Origin of the sequence: Amycolatopsis thermalba, from assembly GCF_003385215.1 — a bacterium.
GTDB classification, from domain to species: Bacteria; Actinomycetota; Actinomycetes; order Mycobacteriales; family Pseudonocardiaceae; genus Amycolatopsis_E; species Amycolatopsis_E thermalba.
Map to the genome: position 1 here is coordinate 1 of NZ_PQHW01000134.1, position 16,323 is coordinate 16,323.

Below are 16,323 nucleotides of genomic sequence, written 5' to 3' on the forward strand. Positions count from 1 at the left end.
CGGCGACTCTTCAGCTCTCTTCTTTTTCTCGGCCGTCACCCAGTTATGCACCGTCTGCGCGACCAAATCAAAATCGCGCGCCGCTTCGGTATAGCTCAGCCCGCCCTCGAGTACCGCGTTGACGACCGTGGATCGGGGGCGGGGGAGGTCTGGTGCGTGGTCGGTCCACTGCCGTTGCCGTCTTGCGGTTCAGCCGTGGTGCTGGAAAAGAAAAAAGCCCGGGCCACCGTCGGCAGCCCGGGCTTCTTCTCTTCTGCTAGTCCAGGTAGTCCCGGAGGACCTGCGACCGGCTGGGGTGGCGCAGCTTGGACATGGTCTTCGATTCGATCTGGCGGATGCGCTCGCGCGTGACGCCGTAGACCTGGCCGATCTCGTCTAAAGTCCGCGGCTGACCGTCGGTCAGGCCGAAGCGCAGCCGGACCACGCCGGCCTCGCGCTCGGACAGCGTCTGCAGCACCGACTGGAGCTGGTCCTGCAGCAGCGTGAACGACACCGCGTCGACCGCGACGACCGCTTCCGAGTCCTCGATGAAGTCGCCCAGCTGCGAGTCGCCCTCGTCGCCGATCGTCTGGTCCAGCGAGATCGGCTCGCGGGCGTACTGCTGGATCTCCAGGACCTTCTCCGGGGAGATGTCCATCTCCTTCGCGAGCTCCTCGGGGGTGGGCTCGCGGCCGAGGTCCTGCAGCAGCTCACGCTGTATGCGGCCGAGTTTGTTGATCACCTCGACCATGTGCACCGGAATGCGGATGGTGCGCGCCTGGTCGGCCATGGCGCGGGTGATCGCCTGCCGGATCCACCACGTCGCGTAGGTGGAGAACTTGTAGCCCTTGGTGTAGTCGAACTTCTCGACCGCACGGATCAGGCCCAGGTTGCCCTCCTGGATCAGGTCCAGGAACGCCATGCCGCGACCGGTGTAGCGCTTGGCCAGCGACACGACCAGCCGGAGGTTCGCCTCCAGCAGGTGGTTCTTGGCGCGCTCCCCGTCCCGGATGATCCAGCGCAGGTCACGGCGCATCTGGGTGGCGAGCTTCTCGCCCTCCTCCTCGGCGACGCGCAGCCGCTCCGCCGCGTACAGGCCGGCCTCGATCCGCTTGGCGAGCTCGACCTCCTCCTCGGCGTTGAGCAGCGCGACCTTGCCGATCTGCTTCAGGTACGCGCGCACCGAGTCCGCGGACGCGGTGAGCTCGGCGTCCTTGCGGGCCTGCCGCAGGGCCTCCGACTCCTCCTCGTCCCAGACGAAGTCGCGGTCGGTCGACTTGGCGCCCGACTTGGCCGGCGTCTTCTCGTCCGGCTCGTCCTCGTCGAGATCCTCCGCCTCGTCGGTGACGGTCGCGTCGACGACGTCGACCTCCACCTCGCTCTCGAGGTCGGCGAGATCGGCTTCGAGGTCGACGTCCTCGATCTCCTCGCCGCCGGGGCCGTCCGGCTCCCCGTCGTCGGTCTTGCCGGCCTTGCGGGTGGAGCGGCCCTTGGCCGGAGCCTTCTTCGGGCCCTTGGCCGCGGCCGGCTTCCGGGTGGTCGCCTTCTTCGTGGCGCCGGAGCCCTGAGCCTCGGCCTCGGTCACGTTCTCACGGCCCGCGTCGGGTTCCGCGCTCACGTCGGCGGCGCTCGTTGTCTTCGTGCCGCTTCGGGTAGCGGTTTTTGCGGCTGCCACGTACGCCCTTTCGCAGCGGTCGATCACGGCGAGCCGGGATGGTGCGTCCCGGCCGCCTCAGATTCGGGGAACGTCCCGCGGCCTGCGGTTTTGTCCTCCGCGACCGTGGGCCGTGTTCCATTGTAACGACGATACGCCGGTGTGTTGCGGCCGATCATCGGTCGAACTCGGCGAACCCGGTCCCGGACTCAGTGCTCCAGGCCCTCGGCGGCCGCCAGCGCCGCGCCCACGATCCCCGCGTTGTTCTGCAGCGATGCGACCAGGACCGGTGTCCTGATCTCCAGCAGCGGGACCCATTTCTCGGCCTTCTTGCTGACCCCGCCGCCCACGATGAACAGATCCGGCCAGATGAGGTTCTCCAGCACGGAAAGGTAACGGTTCACGCGCTTGGCCCACTGCGGGTAGGACAGGCCCTCGTTGTCCTTGACCGAGGCGGCCGCCTTCTTCTCCGCGTCGTGCCCGTCGACCTCGAGGTGGCCGAACTCGGTGTTCGGCATCAGGGTGCCGTGCTGGAAGAGGGCGCTGCCGATGCCGGTGCCGAACGTCAGCAGGGTGGTGACGCCCTTGCGGGCCGCCGGGTCGCCGTAGCGGATCTCGGCCATGCCGGCCGCGTCGGCGTCGTTGAGCATCGCGATGTCGTCCTCGTGGCGGTCCAGCCGCTTGGCGAACAGCGCGTCCGCGTCGGTGCCGATCCAGGCGGGGTCGATGTTCGCCGCCGTGTGCGCGACGCCCTTCTTCACCACCGCGGGCAGCGTGATGCCGACCGGGCCGTCCCAGCCGAAGTGGGCCACGATCTGGGCCACCACGTCGGCCACCGCGTCCGGGGTCGCCGGGCGCGGGGTGTCGATCCGGAAGCGGTCGCCGATCAGTGCGCCCTTTTCCAGGTCGACAAGGGCGCCCTTGATACCGCTGCCGCCGATGTCGATTCCGAAACCTCGGGTCGCCGTCATTGGCGCCGTCCCTTCTCGCTCGATTCAGAAACCTGTGCCGGAGACTTTAACCGGGTGTGGTCCCATGGTGGACGTGGGAGCTGCCGAAACAGAGTTGAAGGACGTCGCGGTCCGGGTCGCGGCCGAGGCCGCGGACCTGGTCCGCCGTGCCCGTGACGCCATGGTCGCAGGTGAGGCGGTGTCGGTCGAGACCAAGTCGACCGACACCGACGTGGTCACCGCGGCCGACCGCGCGGCCGAGCAGCTGGTGCGCGCCCGGCTGGCGGAGCTGCGGCCGGGGGACCACGTGCTGGGGGAGGAGGCCGGCGGCTCCGCCGGTGACGGGGTGACGTGGGTGGTGGACCCGATCGACGGCACCGTGAACTTCCTCTACGGCGCGCCCCTGTTCGCCGTGTCGCTGGCGGCGCAGGTGGACGGGGTGTCGGTGGCCGGGGCGGTGGTGGAGCCGGTCAGCGGGCGCTGCTGGACGGCCGTGCGGGGCCAGGGCGCGTGGCTGGACGGGCGGCGGCTGGCGGTGTCCTCGCCGTCGCGGCTGGAGCTGAGCCTGGTCGGCACCGGGTTCGCGTACCAGGCCGAGCGGCGGGCCCGGCAGGCCCGGTTCGTGTCCGGGCTGCTGACCAGGGTGCGGGACGTGCGCCGGGCCGGGGTGGCGTCGCTGGACCTGTGCGCGGTGGCGGCCGGGTGGCTGGACGGGTACGTGGAGCACGGGCTGAACCGGTGGGACTGGGCGGCCGGGGCGCTGATCGCGGCCGAGGCGGGCGCGGTGGTGCACGTGCCGGGCGCGGACCCGGCGCTGGGGGAGGACGCGACCTTCGCGGCGGCCCCGTCGATCGCCGAGGCGCTCTACGACGCGGCAGTGGAGTGCGGCGTCAAGGACGTGTAGCGCCGGGTGGCACGCGGGCGCTGGATGAGGGTGGTCGGCTGCCGCGCCCGTGCGCCCGCGTTGGCGGGGCCGCGCGCGAGCGCGGAACTCGCCTGCCGGGTTGCAGGACTCGCCAGCCGGAGCGCGGGACTCGCGGGTGTGCGTGGGACTCGCGGGCGCTGGATGAGGCTGGCCGCCGCGGCACCCGTCCACCCCGCGTTCGCGGGGCCACGCGCCGAGCGCGGAACTCGCCTGCCCGAGTGGGGGACTCGCGCGCGTGAGCGCGGAACTCACCTGCCGGAGTGGGGACTCACCTGCCCGAGCGTGGAACTCGCGGGCGGATGAGGCTGGCCGCCGCGGCACCCTTCCGCCCGTGTTGGCGGCGCCTGCGCGCCGAGCGCGGAACTCACCTGCCGGGCCCGAGCGCGGAACTCACCTGCCGGAGCGTGGAACTCCCCGGACCGTGCGTGGGCCTCGCGGGCGGATGAGGCTGGCCGCCGCGGCACCCTTCCGCCCGTGTTGGCGGCGCCTGCGCGCCGAGCGCGGAACTCACCTGCCGGGCCCGAGCGCGGAACTCACCTGCCGGAGCGTGGAACTCCCCGGACCGTGCGTGGGCCTCGCGGGCGAGGATGAGACTGGCCCGCCGCGGCGCCCGTCCACCCCGCGTTCGCGGGGCCACGCGCCGAGCGCGGAACTCGCCTGCCCGAGTGGGGGACTCGCGCGCGTGAGCGTGGGACTCGCCAGCCGGAGCGTGGGACTCGCCTGCCCGAGTGGGGGACTCGCCGGGCCTCAGCAGGTGCCGGGGCGCGCGGCGGCCAGCAGCGCCTCGTCGATCGGCGGGGGGCTCACCGCGGACTGCTCGCCGGCGTCGCCGTCGTGCTGGGCCGACCACGCCTGCAGCTGCGCGAGGATCTCGCGCGCCGCCTGCGTCGGCACCACGTCGCCGAAGGCGCTGCCGATCGCCAGGTCCACGCTGGCGTCCTCGCGGTTGTCCCGCACCAGCTCGACGCACGGCACGACCAGGCTGAGCGTGCGCGCCGCGGAGCTGCCGTTGTCACCGAAGCGCAACTGGCCGCGGCAAGCCGCCTCGGCGGTCGCGTAGGCGGGGTCGTTCTCCGGCGGCGCGATCTGCGTGAAACCCAGCTGCCGCAGGCTTTCCGTGGTGATCGCGGCCTGCCCGCGCTTCTCGCTGGCGTTGAGCACCTTCACCGCGATCCGGTCGGCGGGCACCGGTGTCGTCCCGTCGAGCGCGGTGTACCCCAGGTTGGTGTACGTCACCCCGGGCGGTGGCGTGGGCGGCGGATCGCACCGCAGCGCCGCGTCGATGTCCTGCTTGCTGGTGATCGCGCGCACCCAGATGAACATCGCGATGAGGCCGAGCACCCCGATCACGATCAGGGCGGGCAGCGGACGGCGCTTGCGGTAGGGCCGCGATCTCCGGTTGCCGTAACCGATCCCCGACGACACCTGCCCCATCCCTTCGATCGAAGACCCGAACACCCGCTCGCCCGAACCGTCGTTCCTGATCAGCGTAGGCGTTACAGTGCACCAGCGCCGTCACCCGGCCGAAGCCGGGGTCCGTGTCGCACGGTCCCATGAACCTCCCCGCACCGCGTTCCCCCTGTTGGGTGACGTACGTCCTGCTTCGAATGACACTCTGCGCGTCCGGGTAAAGCGTGAGCTACCCTCTGCGGGCTCCGCCCGTGGATCAGGTATCGAAACACGTTGCTGAAGAGAGACCTGGCTCACTACGGCGGCGGGCACAAACCGGGGCGCTGGGACGTTGTCCAGCGGCACGATGGCATGCGAACAGCGTGCTTGAACAGTGATTACAGAGCTGATCGCAGGGGTGAGGGACAATGGCGACCGACTACGACGCTCCGCGCCGCAGCGAAGCCGACGAGCTCGCCGAGGACTCGTTGGAGGAGCTGAAGGCTCGCCGGAACGAGACGCAGTCCGGCGTGGTGGACGTGGACGAGGACGCGAGCGCGGAGAACTTCGAGTTGCCGGGCGCGGACCTGTCCGGGCTGTCGGGTGAGGACCTGACGGTGAAGGTGGTGCCGAAGCAGGCGGACGAGTTCACCTGCTCCGTGTGCTTCCTGGTGCACCACCGCAGCCGGCTGGCGGAGGAGCACAACGGGCAGATGATCTGCCGCGACTGCGCGTGACACCGCGGGCGGCCGGGCTACTTCCCTGAGCGGAGCAGCTCGGCCAGTGCCTCCGGCCGGCGGGTACTGAACACCCAGTAGGGGGTCGGGTCCGCGGGATCGGTCAGGTGCACGCGCAGCAGCGAACCGACCCAGCCGCGATGCGTCACGTAAGCGGCGGGGTCGAGTTCCGGTCCCATCGCCTTCCGCTTCCGGTCCTTCCCGATGACCTCGACCTCACCGACGAACCGCAACGGCAGATGAGCGTCCCCGACCTCCAGCTCGTCGCCGGTCACCCGGATCCGGGCCCGGCCCATCGCCACCAGCAACGCCACGGCCAGCGGCATCAGCACCGCGAACGGCAGCCACAACGGCACCGCCGGGTAGCCGAGGTGGATCTCGTAGGCCAGCAGCGCCGCGCCCGCCAGCGGCAGCGGCCAGCCCCACCACGACAGGTACAGCCGTTCGGAATACCGCGTCCGGCCGTCTCCCGTGGCCGTCTCACCCACCGCACCCGCCGCGCTCGCGTGCTCACCCATGCCTTCAGGGTAGTCTCGCCGCCCGTGTCCCCCGTTCAGGTCCTGCTCACCCGGCTCGATCCGGGCGTCCCGATCCCGTCCTACGCCCGGTCCGGTGACGCCGGCGCCGACCTCGTGACGACCACCGACGTCGTCCTGGAGCCCGGCGAGCGGGCGCTGGTGGGTACCGGCGTGGCGATCGCGCTGCCGCCGGGCTACGCCGGGTTCGTGCACCCGCGCTCGGGACTGGCCGCGCGCACCGGGCTGTCCGTGGTGAACACGCCGGGCACCATCGATTCCGGCTACCGCGGGGAGATCAAGGTGTGCCTGGTCAACCACGACCGCACCGAGCCGATCCGGCTCGCGCGGGGTGACCGGATCGCGCAGCTGGTGGTCCAGCGCGTGGAGACGGCCGAGTTCGTGGAGGTCGCGGAGCTCGCGGCCACCGAGCGCGGGGCCGGCGGGTACGGATCGACCGGAGGGCATGCGACGCTGACCGGAAACCCCGGGGAAGGAACGAGGAAGTAGTGGGCATCTTCGGACGCAAGAAGCGGGGCCGCCACGCGATGGCCGACCCCGACGAGTCCTGGGAAGAGGACGTCGCCGAGGAGCCGGAAGAAGACCCGGAGCCGGACGCCTCCGAGGGGCCGTTCGACGTCACCGAGGCGCCCGAGGACGGCCGGCCGCGGATCGACCTCGGCTCGGTGCGGGTCCCGGTGCCCGACGGCACCCAGGTGCAGGTCGAGATGGACCCGCAGGCCGGTGGGGTGCGGGCGGTGCACGTGGTGACGGCCCACGGGCAGGTCACCGTGAGCGCCTACGCCGCGCCGCGGTCGGGCGGGCTGTGGCGCGAGGTGATCGCCGAGCTGACCGACCAGCTGCGCACCGACGGCGCCAAGGTCGCCCCCGGCCAGGGCGAGTGGGGGCCGGAGCTGTCCGCGCTGATCGGTGACGTCGCGCTGCGGTTCGTCGGGGTGGACGGCCCGCGCTGGATGCTGCGCGGCGTGATCGCCGGACCGCAGTCGATGGCCGCCGAGGCGCCCGCGGTGCTGCGCGACATCGTCCGCGGCACGATCGTCGACCGGGGCGACGCGCCGATGCCGGTGCGCACCCCGCTGCCGATCACGCTGCCGGACGCGGTGGCGGAGCACATCGCGCAGCAGCAGGCGCAGCAGTAGGGGGCCCGCCCCACCGTGATCGCGGGAGCGCGCACCAGTGTGCGTGCTCCCGGCGGGCGGAAAGCTCTTGATCATGTCGCTGATCGAGAGCCGGGCGGGTCTGCACCGCCCGCTGGTAGTCGTCACCGCCGTGATGGCCGTGCTGGCCGCGGTCGCCGTGGTGGGCCTGTTCGCTGATCCCCGGCAGCTCGTCGGCGCTCCCGTCTGGAGCAAGACGGCCAAGTTCGCCGTCTCGATCGCGTTGTACACGGCCACTCTGTCGTGGATGCTGTCCCTGCTGCCCAGGGCGCGGCGCTGGGGCTGGTGGATGGGCACGGCCGTGGCCGCCGGGCTGACCGTCGAGATGGTGCTGATCATCGGGCAGACGATCGTCCGCGGGCGGCGCCTGCACTTCAACTTCGCGACCGAGGCCGACCGGTTCATCCACAACCAGATGGCCACCGCGGTGTACCTGCTGTGGGCCGCGACCCTGGTCGTCGCGCTGCTGCTGGTGTGGCAGCGCCTGGCCGACCCCGCGCGGGCCGCGCTGATGCGCGCCGGGCTCTTCCTGGCGCTGACCGGGATGGCGCTGGGCATGCTGATGTTCACCCCGACCCCGGAACAGCAGGCCGTGATCGACGCGGGCGGTGAGCCCGCCGTCGTCGGGTCGCACAGCGTCGGTGCGCCCGAGGACGGGCCCGGCCTGCCGCTGACCGGCTGGAGCGTGGACGGCGGCGACCTGCGGATCGCGCACTTCGCCGGCCTGCACGCGCTGCAGCTGATCCCGCTGCTGGCGTTCGGCCTGGAGGCGCTGTCCCGCCGGGTGCCCGTGCTGCGGCCCGCGGTCGTGCGGCGGCGGCTGATCCGGATCGCGGCGGTGGAGTACCTCGGCCTGATCGTCTTGCTGACCTGGCAGGCGCTGCGTGGTCAGGCGCTGCTGCGGCCGGACGGCGCGACCCTGCTCGCCGCGGCCGCGTTGGCGGTCACCGCCGTGGCGGCCGCCGCGGCGGCGGTGCGGACCTCACCCGCCCGTCTGGAGCCAGGCCAGCAGCGCGGCCCGGCCCAGTGACTCGCGGTCGGCGCCCAGCGCCGCCAGCGTGGTCTCCCGGACCACGGCCCGGGGAAGCGCTTTCGCCCAGGCGTGCGCCACCGCGGCCGGGTGGACCGGATCGTCCGTGCACGCGGCGATTCCGACCGGGATGTCCAGTTCCGCCAGCGCCTCCAGCGTCGGCGCGGGGTGGGCCGCCGCGACGCGCAGGCTCGCCGCCAGGCCGTCGCCGTGCCGGCGCCACGCCCGCGTCAGCTCGGCGCCGAGCCACGGCGCCACCCCGGCCGTCGCCAGCCGCAGCGCCTCGTCCAGCCCGTGCGCGTCGACCAGGTCGGCCGACGCGCGCGCGGCGAGCGAGGCCGGCGCCTCGCCGGGATGGCCGCACCACGCGGGCATCGCGAGCAGCAGTCCGGCGCATTTGCCCGGATTGCGCACCGCCCATTCGGCCGCCAGATGCGCCCCCAAGGAGATGCCTCCGGCGAGCACCGGGCCGTCCGCGGCCGCCTCGTCGAGCGAAGTGAGCAGGCCCGCCGTCACCGCCGCCCCGCGCGGCGACGGCGGGGCCACCGTGCGCATCCCGAACGCGGCCAGCGGACCTGCGAAAACGGACCGGACGAACACCTCGTCCGAGCCCGTCCCGGGTAGCAGAACGGCGGCCGGTTTCGGCATAGCGGACGTCACGTTGCGATCTTGCCGCAAAGCCGTTGTGCTGGCCCCCACGAGGTTAGGCTGGATGACGTACGGGCCGTTCGAGTCGGGGGCCCTGGAACAGGAGCAGACGCCTATGTCCGCCAAAGACGGCGGCTATTTCAGCCGGCTGGTACGCAAGCTGACCAGCGACGTCGAGGAACTCGACGCTGATGATCTGTCCGAAAAATCCGAGGCCGGCGGTGCGCGACGAGCCTGCGACTGCCGGTCGGGCGAAGAGGTGACCGTCCTGGGGCGGTTACGCAGCGTGGAGCTGTGTCCCACGAAAGAGGCGGCGACACTGCGTGCCGAGTTGTTCGACGGCACGGAGGGCGTGACGCTAGTCTGGCTGGGACGGCGCCGCATCCCGGGCATCGAACCGGGCCGGACCATCAAGGTCCGTGGCCGCATGGCCGAGCGAGACGGCCAGAAGGTGCTGTACAACCCGTTCTACGAGCTGCAGACGACCTCCTGAATTGGTAACCGCGTGACTGAACCCGCCCGTCCAGGCGACAAGACCGACGACCGCCCCGCCGAGTCCGAGTCCGGGGCCGAGCCTGGGCGGGTGGGTGAGCGGCCCGAGCCCACGATGCTGGAGCAGATGGGCGGCGTGTCCGGGCTCGTCTACTCCTCCGTGCCGATCGTCGTGTTCGTGCTCGCGAACTCGTTCTTCGGGCTCACCGTGGGCATCTGGAGCGCGGTCGCCAGCGCCGCGCTGATCACGATCGTGCGCCTGGTGCGCCGCGAGTCGCTGCAGCCGGCGATCTCCGGCCTGTTCGGCGTGGGCATCGGCGCGTTCATCGCCTACCGCACCGGGTCGGCGAAGGGGTTCTTCCTGTTCGGGATCTGGGCGAGCCTCGTCTACTGCGGCGTGTTCGTGGCGTCCGTGCTGGTCCGCTGGCCGCTGGCTGGCGTGATCTGGAACTTCCTCAACGGCACCGGCACCGCGTGGCGCCGGGACAAGCCGTCGCGCCTCGGCTACGACATCGCCACCCTCGCGCTCGCCGCCGTCTTCGGCGCGCGGTTCGTGGTGCAGCGGTGGCTCTACGACGCCGACCACACCGGCTGGCTGGCCTTCGCCAAGATCGCGATGGGCTGGCCGCTGTACGGGCTGGCGCTGCTGGTCGTCGTGTGGGCCGTGCGCCGCTCCGACAAGCGCCTCAAGGCCCTCGAAGAGGCCCGCGTCGCCGAGGAGGCCGACGTCGAGGCCCGCCTCCGGCTCAAGTACGGCCAGCCGCCGCAGGAGGCCTAGCGCCGCCGGTCCGGCTGCACGCGGATGCCGGTGAGCAGCCAGCCCAGGCCCCGGTCGAAGTTGCCCCGCATCTCCGCCGCGCTCGGCTGCCGCTCGGTGCCCGCTCCCGGGGGCAGGTGGCGGGTGAACGCGGCGAAACCGATCGTGTAGACGATCAGCACCCGCAACGCCTCCGGCACGGCCGGTTCGGCGACCTCCGCCCGGCGCAGGAGCGCGGCGGTGATCTCCCCGAGGCGCTGCGCGTTGGGGCCGTGCGCGCCCTGCCGGCTCAGGTAGAGCGGCACGAGGTCCGCGTGGTCCAGGAGCACCGTGTAGGTCGAGGTCATCAGCCGCTGCAGGCCCTCGGCCGGGTCGCCGTCCTCCGGCGGCGTGTCGACCTCGGCGAGCACGTCGTCCAGCACCGCGTCGAGCAGGGCCGTCTTGCTCGCGACGTGGCTGTAGAGGGCGTTCGGCGCGACGTCGAGCCGCGCCGCCAGCGCCCGCATCGACAAGCCGGTCAGCCCCCGCTCGGACAGCAATTCGCGCGCGGCGCCGACCACCGCCGCGCGGGTCAGTCCGGCGCGATGACCAGGAGCACGTTCCACGACGCCTACTGTACAGTGTCCAGTATGAATTGGACGCCGTACAGCTGGAGGCTGCGGAAGTGATCCCTGGACTGGTCGAGCGCACGGTTGCGGTGGACGGCTCGAGCGTGCACGTGGCACACGGCGGCGCCGGGCACCCGGTGTTGCTCCTCCACGGTTTCCCCCAGACCCACCTGGCGTGGCGGCACGTGGCCGCCTCGCTGGCCGCGGACTTCCACGTGGTGTGCCCGGACCTGCCCGGTTACGGCGCGAGCGCCCCGCCGCCGGGCGACGACCCCGCCGCGTACGCGAAACGCGTCACGGCCGCCACGATGGTCGCGCTGATGCGCGAACTCGGTCACGAGCGGTTCAGCGTCGTCGGGCATGACCGGGGAGCGCTGGTCGCCTTCCGGGCCGCGCTCGACCACCCCGGTGTCATCGAGCACCTCGCCGTGCTCGACGTGATCCCGACCGTGGACAACTGGGCCGCGCTGCACGGCGCCGGCGGGGTGTTCGCGTTCCACCTGTACCTGCTCGCGCAGGGTTCCGGCCTGCCGGAGCGGATGATCGGGGCAGCCCCGGACGTGTTCTTCGGTCACTTCCTGGACACCTGGACGGCCGAGCCGGGCGCGATCCCGGCCGACGTCCGGGCCGCCTACCTGGCCGCGGCGGGCACTCCGGCCGCGATCCACGCGATCTGCCAGGACTACCGCGCCAGCGCGTTCGTCGACGCCGGGCACGACCAGGCCGACCGCGACGCCGGCCGCACGCTGACGATGCCGGTCCTGGCGATGTGGCAGGACCCCGGCGAGGTGGTCCTGCCGTTCGACCCGCGGCAGCTGTGGGCGAGCTGGGCGCCGGACCTGCGCACGCGGGTCCTGCCCTGCGGCCACTTCCTGCCGGAGGAACGCCCCGGCGAGGTCACCGCCGCGATCCGGGACCTCCTCGGCCGCCAGTAGCCCAGTGCGCTAGTAACCGAGCGCCTTGCGGATGTCGTTCTCCACCTCGGCGCTGGCCACGAACAGCAGCTCGTCGCCCGGCTCCAGCGGGTCCTCCGGCTGCGGCACGATCACCCGGTCGCCGCGCAGGATCGTCACCAGCGCGGCGTCCCGCGGCAGCGCCAGGTCGCTCACCGGGCGCCCGGCCAGCGGGGTCTGGTCCGGCAGGGTCAGCTCGACCAGGTTGGCCTGCCCCTGCCGGAACGTCAGCAGCCGCACCAGGTCTCCGACGCTGACCGCCTCCTCGACCATCGCGGCCAGGATCCGCGGCGTCGACACGGCGACGTCCACGCCCCACGCGTCGGTGTAGAGCCACTCGTTGGCCGGGTTGTTCACCCGCGCCACCACGCGCCGCACCGCGAACTCGGTCTTCGCCAGCAGCGACACGACCAGGTTCACCTTGTCGTCACCGGTCGCGGCGATCACCACGTCGCAGCGCTCGATGCCGGACTCCTCCAGCGTCGAGACCTCGCACGCGTCGCCGAGCACCCAGTCGGCCTGCTCGACGGCGTCCGGTTCGAACTGCCCGTCCTGCCGCTCGATCAGCATGACCTGGTGGCCGCCGTCGATCAGCTCCTTGGCGATCGACCGGCCCACCGCGCCGGCCCCCGCGATCGCGACCCGCATCAGGCTTCCTCCTCCGGCGCACGCGCCGCAATGCTCGTCACGTCGCCGACGGTCCCGGACTTCGCGGCCACGTAGACCAGATCGTCCGCCTGCAACACCGTCTTGGAATCGGGCAGAACGGGCGTGCCGAACCGCATGATGAACGCGACCCGCGCGCCGGTCGTCTCCTGCAGCTCGTTGACGCTGCGGCCGACCCAGCCCTCGTGCAGCGGCAGCTGCAGCACCGCGACGTTGCCGCTGGGGTCCCGCCACGCCGAAGCCACCCCGTCGGGCAGCAGCGTGCGCAGGAACCGGTCGGTCGTCCACGGCACGGTCGCCACCGTCGGGATGCCCAGCCGCTCGTAGACCGCCGCGCGCTTGGGGTCGTAGATGCGGGCCACGACGTGCTCGACGCCGAAGTTCTCGCGGGCCACCCGCGCGGAGATGATGTTGGAGTTGTCGCCGCTGGACACCGCCGCGAAGGCGCCCGCCTTCTCGATGCCGGCGTCGATCAGCACCTGCCGGTCGAAGCCCATGCCGAGCACCTGCTGGCCGTGGAAGTCGCTGCCGAGCCGCCGGAACGCCTCCTGCGTCTTGTCGATCACCGCGACCTCGTGACCGAGGCGCTCGAGGGCCGCGGCCAGGGACGCGCCCACCCGGCCGCACCCCATGATCACCACGTGCACGTCCTGCCTCCTGTGTGTCACCCGAACGGCGGTTACCCGGTAGATGCCGACGCAGAACCTACCTTGTCCGGCCCCTTCGCGGACCCGCCCGTACCCTTCTGACGTGTCGAAGATTGCGACCGCCACCAAACGGCTGCTCGTCGGCCGTCCGTTCCGCAGCGACCGGCTGTCCCACACCCTGCTGCCGAAGCGGATCGCGCTGCCGATCTTCGCGTCGGACGCCCTCTCCAGCGTGGCCTACGCGCCCGAGGAGATCTTCCTGACGCTGAGCGTCGCGGGGTTGTCGGCGTACGCCTACTCGCCGTGGATCGGCATCGCCGTCGCGGTGGTCATGCTGGTCGTGGTGGCCTCCTACCGCCAGAACGTGCACGCCTACCCCAGCGGCGGCGGTGACTACGAGGTCGCCAGCACCAACCTCGGCGGCAGATTCGGCCTGACCGTGGCCAGCGCGCTGCTGGTCGACTACGTCCTCACCGTCGCCGTGTCGACCTCGTCGGGGGTCGCCAACATCGGGTCGGCGATCCCGTTCGTCGCCGAGCACAAGGTGCTCTGCGCGGTGGTCATCGTGGTGGTCCTCACCTCGATCAACCTGCGCGGGGTGCGCGAGTCCGGCAAGGCGTTCGCGATCCCGACGTACGGGTTCATCATCGGCATCCTGGGCATGGTCGCGTGGGGCCTGTTCGAGGCGGTCCGCGGCACGCCGATGCGCGCGGAGAGCGCGGACTTCGAGCTGCACGCCGAGGCCTCGTTCACCGGCTTCGCGTTCGTGTTCCTCCTCGCCCGCGCGTTCTCCTCCGGCGCGGCGGCGCTGACGGGGGTCGAGGCGATCAGCAACGGTGTGCCCGCGTTCCGCAAGCCGAAGTCGAAGAACGCGGCCACCACGCTGCTGATGATGGGCCTGCTCGCGGTGACGATGCTGCTGGGCATCATCACGCTGGCGATCCTCACCGACGTCAAGTTCGCCGAGGACCCGGAGATCCAGCTGAGCGGCACGCCGGAGGGCTACCAGCAGAAGACGATCGTCGCCCAGATCGCGCAGGCGGTGTTCCCGCACTTCGAGCCGGCGTTCTACTACATCTCCTTCAGCACCGGCATCATCCTGCTGCTGGCCGCGAACACCGCGTTCAACGGTTTCCCGGTGCTCGCCTCGATCCTCGCGCAGGACCGGTTCCTGCCGCGCCAGCTGCACACCCGGGGCGACCGGCTGACCTTCTCCAACGGCATCCTGTTCCTGGCCACGTTCGCGCTGGTCCTGATCATCGCGTTCGACGCCGAGGTCACCAAGCTGATCCAGCTCTACATCGTGGGCGTGTTCGTGTCGTTCACGGTGAGCCAGGCCGGCATGCTGCGGCACTGGAACCGGCTGCTGTCCCGGGAGACCGACCCGGCGGCGCGGCGGCGGATGCGCCGGTCGCAGACGGTCAACGCGATCGGCCTGACGATGACCGGCACCGTGCTGATCATCGTGCTGATCACCAAGTTCCTGCTCGGCGCGTGGATCGCGATCGCCGCGATGGTGGCGATCTACCTGCTGATGACCGCGATCCGCAAGCACTACGACCGGGTCGCCGAGGAGCTGGCCGCGCTGGACGGCAGCCCGACCGTGCTGCCCTCGCGCAACCACGCGATCGTGCTGGTGTCCAAACTGCACCTGCCGACCATGCGCGCCCTGGCCTACGCCAAGGCGATGCGGCCGGACGTGCTGGAGGCGGTGACGGTCAACGTGGACGACGCCGAGACGCGCCAGCTGGCCGCCGACTGGGAGGCCAAGGGCTTCAAGGTGCCGCTGAAGGTCGTCGAGTCGCCCTACCGCGAGATCACCCGGCCGGTGCTGGACTACGTCAAGCGCGTGCGCGGCGACAACCCGCGGGACGTGGTGACCGTGTTCATCCCGGAGTACGTGGTCGGGCGCTGGTGGGAGCAGCTGCTGCACAACCAGAGCGCGCTGCGGCTCAAGGGGCGGCTGTTGTTCCAGCCGGGCGTGATGGTGACCAGCGTGCCGTGGCAGCTGGCGTCGTCGGCGAAGGCGGTGCGGCGCGCGGCGCGGACCCGTCCGGCGGCCGGTGACGTGCGGCGCGGCTTCGTCGAGGACGGGGCTGCCGGTAACGGGGCCGGCAAGGACGGCGGGAAGTGACCGGGCAGGACTGGACCGGCCGGATCCTGGAGCTCGACGTGGGACCCGTGGCCCACGGCGGGCACTGCGTGTCCCGGGTGGACGGCCGGGTCGTGTTCGTGCGGCACGCGCTGCCCGGCGAGCTGGTGCGGGCCGAGGTCACCGAGGACAAGGGCGGCTCGTTTTGCCGCGCGGACGCGGTGGAGGTGCTCCGCGCGGTGCCGGAGCGGGTCGATCCGCCGTGCCCGCTGGCGGTGCCGGGGCAGTGCGGTGGCTGCGACTGGCAGCACGCGACGCCGGAGTTCCAGCGGGAGCTCAAGGGCCGCGTGGTGGCCGAGCAGCTGCAGCGGCTGGCCGGGCTGGAGTGGCCGGTCGAGGTCGAGGCGCTGCCCGGGGACGTGCTGGGCTGGCGGTCGCGGGTCCGGCTGGTCGCCGGCCAGGACGGGCGAGCCGGGTTGCGGGCCCATCGCAGCCACCGGGTCGTGGCGCTGGAGAAGTGCCCGATCGCGGTGCCGGGCGCGCTGGACCGGGCGCTGTCGCGGCGGTGGCGGCTGGGCACCGAGATCGAGGTGACCAGCGACGGGGACGGCCAGGTGCACGCCCGCGAGCTCGCGACCGTGCGGGGCAAGCGCCGGGCGCGGCAGCTGGCCGGTGGGGTGGCGGTGCAGCACGCGGCGGGGCGGGACTGGTGGTTGCAGGCCCACGGGTTCTGGCAGGTGCACCCGGCGGCGGCGGAGACGTTCGCCGCGGTGGTGCGGGAGTGGGCGCGGGCCTCGCCGGGGGCGCTGGCCTGGGACCTCTATTCGGGGGTCGGGTTGTTCGCCTCGGTGCTGGCCGCGCAGGTCGGGGTGACCGGGCACGTGGTGGCCGTCGAGTCGGGGCACCGGGCGGTGCGCGACGGTGAGCAGAACCTGGCGGACCTGCCGCAGGTGAGCTGGCGGGCGGGCCGGACCGAGCACGTGCTGCGGTCGCTGTCCGGGCGGCCGGAGGTCCCGGTTCTGATCCCCCCGCCGTACGTTACGTCCCTCGCCCCACCAACGCCGGTCGCCGCCAGCCCGAATGCAACCCCTGTCTTCTATACA

The 16,323-nt window shown here is 72.1% G+C and carries 18 protein-coding genes; 10 read left to right on the top strand and 8 right to left on the bottom strand.

Annotated elements, in window-relative coordinates:
* Nucleotides 1-256: 256 nt before the first annotated feature.
* Together D0D15_RS32275 and ppgK are read right to left on the bottom strand one after the other, a co-directional pair.
* Nucleotides 257-1,681: an RNA polymerase sigma factor gene (locus tag D0D15_RS32275; RefSeq protein ID WP_369806809.1), complete on the bottom strand. Its 1,425-nt coding sequence runs from the start codon at nt 1,679-1,681 to the stop codon at nt 257-259.
* A gap of 161 nt (nt 1,682-1,842) precedes the next feature.
* The gene (gene ppgK / locus D0D15_RS32280) at nt 1,843-2,604 is read right to left on the bottom strand and encodes a polyphosphate--glucose phosphotransferase (RefSeq protein ID WP_094007171.1); all 762 of its coding nucleotides are present in this window, start codon (nt 2,602-2,604) and stop codon (nt 1,843-1,845) included.
* A 64-nt stretch (nt 2,605-2,668) separates the two neighbouring features.
* Here ppgK and D0D15_RS32285 point away from each other — a divergent pair, with 64 nt between their 5' ends.
* Entirely contained in the window at nt 2,669-3,487 is an 819-nt protein-coding gene (locus D0D15_RS32285) for an inositol monophosphatase family protein (protein WP_115944991.1), read from the top strand.
* A gap of 768 nt (nt 3,488-4,255) precedes the next feature.
* On the opposite strand, the gene cei is transcribed toward D0D15_RS32285, so the two are convergent.
* Entirely contained in the window at nt 4,256-4,933 is a 678-nt protein-coding gene (cei, locus tag D0D15_RS32290) for an envelope integrity protein Cei (protein ID WP_162830704.1), read from the bottom strand.
* A gap of 392 nt (nt 4,934-5,325) precedes the next feature.
* Here cei and D0D15_RS32295 point away from each other — a divergent pair, with 392 nt between their 5' ends.
* On the top strand, nt 5,326-5,634 hold the full coding sequence (locus tag D0D15_RS32295) for a DUF4193 domain-containing protein (RefSeq protein ID WP_017983710.1): 309 nt from the start codon (nt 5,326-5,328) through the stop codon (nt 5,632-5,634).
* A 17-nt stretch (nt 5,635-5,651) separates the two neighbouring features.
* Here the strand turns inward: D0D15_RS32295 and D0D15_RS32300 are convergent, their stop codons facing one another.
* On the bottom strand, nt 5,652-6,152 hold the full coding sequence (locus D0D15_RS32300; protein ID WP_094007177.1) for a DUF3093 domain-containing protein: 501 nt from the start codon (nt 6,150-6,152) through the stop codon (nt 5,652-5,654).
* 24 nt (nt 6,153-6,176) lie between these two features.
* On the opposite strand from D0D15_RS32300, the gene dut reads away from it, so the two are divergent.
* From dut to D0D15_RS32315, 3 genes are all read left to right on the top strand, one after another.
* The gene (dut, locus tag D0D15_RS32305) at nt 6,177-6,659 is read left to right on the top strand and encodes a dUTP diphosphatase (protein ID WP_094007178.1); all 483 of its coding nucleotides are present in this window, start codon (nt 6,177-6,179) and stop codon (nt 6,657-6,659) included.
* Nucleotides 6,659-7,309, top strand: coding sequence for a DUF3710 domain-containing protein (locus D0D15_RS32310; protein ID WP_094007179.1), 651 nt, complete (start codon nt 6,659-6,661; stop codon nt 7,307-7,309). Before dut ends, D0D15_RS32310 begins: the two co-directional genes overlap by 1 nt.
* 73 nt (nt 7,310-7,382) lie before the next feature.
* Nucleotides 7,383-8,357 carry a hypothetical protein gene (locus D0D15_RS32315; protein ID WP_162830705.1) on the top strand — a complete coding sequence of 325 codons (975 nt, stop codon included), beginning with the start codon at nt 7,383-7,385 and terminating at the stop codon, nt 8,355-8,357.
* Here D0D15_RS32315 and D0D15_RS32320 read toward each other — a convergent pair.
* Entirely contained in the window at nt 8,310-9,005 is a 696-nt protein-coding gene (locus D0D15_RS32320; RefSeq protein ID WP_115944994.1) for an alpha/beta fold hydrolase, read from the bottom strand. The two genes, D0D15_RS32315 and D0D15_RS32320, sit on opposite strands and share 48 nt — an antisense overlap.
* A gap of 115 nt (nt 9,006-9,120) precedes the next feature.
* On the opposite strand from D0D15_RS32320, the gene D0D15_RS32325 reads away from it, so the two are divergent.
* Nucleotides 9,121-9,498: an OB-fold nucleic acid binding domain-containing protein gene (locus tag D0D15_RS32325; protein ID WP_026153310.1), complete on the top strand. Its 378-nt coding sequence runs from the start codon at nt 9,121-9,123 to the stop codon at nt 9,496-9,498.
* A gap of 12 nt (nt 9,499-9,510) precedes the next feature.
* Nucleotides 9,511-10,275, top strand: coding sequence for a DUF3159 domain-containing protein (locus D0D15_RS32330; RefSeq protein WP_233157390.1), 765 nt, complete (start codon nt 9,511-9,513; stop codon nt 10,273-10,275).
* On the opposite strand, the gene D0D15_RS32335 is transcribed toward D0D15_RS32330, so the two are convergent.
* Entirely contained in the window at nt 10,272-10,859 is a 588-nt protein-coding gene (locus tag D0D15_RS32335; RefSeq protein WP_158224460.1) for a TetR/AcrR family transcriptional regulator, read from the bottom strand. The genes D0D15_RS32330 and D0D15_RS32335 overlap by 4 nt on opposite strands.
* Before the next feature lie 59 nt (nt 10,860-10,918).
* Here D0D15_RS32335 and D0D15_RS32340 point away from each other — a divergent pair, with 59 nt between their 5' ends.
* A complete protein-coding gene (locus D0D15_RS32340) occupies nt 10,919-11,797 on the top strand; it encodes an alpha/beta fold hydrolase (protein WP_094007185.1) in 879 nt (292 codons plus the stop codon).
* Nucleotides 11,798-11,806: 9 nt separating this feature from the next.
* Here D0D15_RS32340 and D0D15_RS32345 read toward each other — a convergent pair whose 3' ends face one another.
* Nucleotides 11,807-12,463 (bottom strand): potassium channel family protein, encoded by a 657-nt coding sequence (locus D0D15_RS32345; protein ID WP_094007187.1) that lies wholly within the window; start codon nt 12,461-12,463, stop codon nt 11,807-11,809.
* Nucleotides 12,463-13,128, bottom strand: a complete 666-nt coding sequence (locus D0D15_RS32350) for a potassium channel family protein (protein WP_094007188.1) — start codon at nt 13,126-13,128, stop codon at nt 12,463-12,465. The genes D0D15_RS32345 and D0D15_RS32350 overlap by 1 nt, the downstream gene beginning before the upstream one ends.
* A 103-nt stretch (nt 13,129-13,231) precedes the next feature.
* On the opposite strand from D0D15_RS32350, the gene D0D15_RS32355 reads away from it, so the two are divergent.
* Both D0D15_RS32355 and D0D15_RS32360 read left to right on the top strand, forming a co-directional pair.
* Entirely contained in the window at nt 13,232-15,262 is a 2,031-nt protein-coding gene (locus D0D15_RS32355; protein ID WP_094007190.1) for an APC family permease, read from the top strand.
* Nucleotides 15,259-16,323 (top strand): class I SAM-dependent RNA methyltransferase (locus D0D15_RS32360; RefSeq protein ID WP_244215005.1); only part of this gene is annotated, 1,065 nt, incomplete at its 3' end. The genes D0D15_RS32355 and D0D15_RS32360, both read left to right, overlap by 4 nt.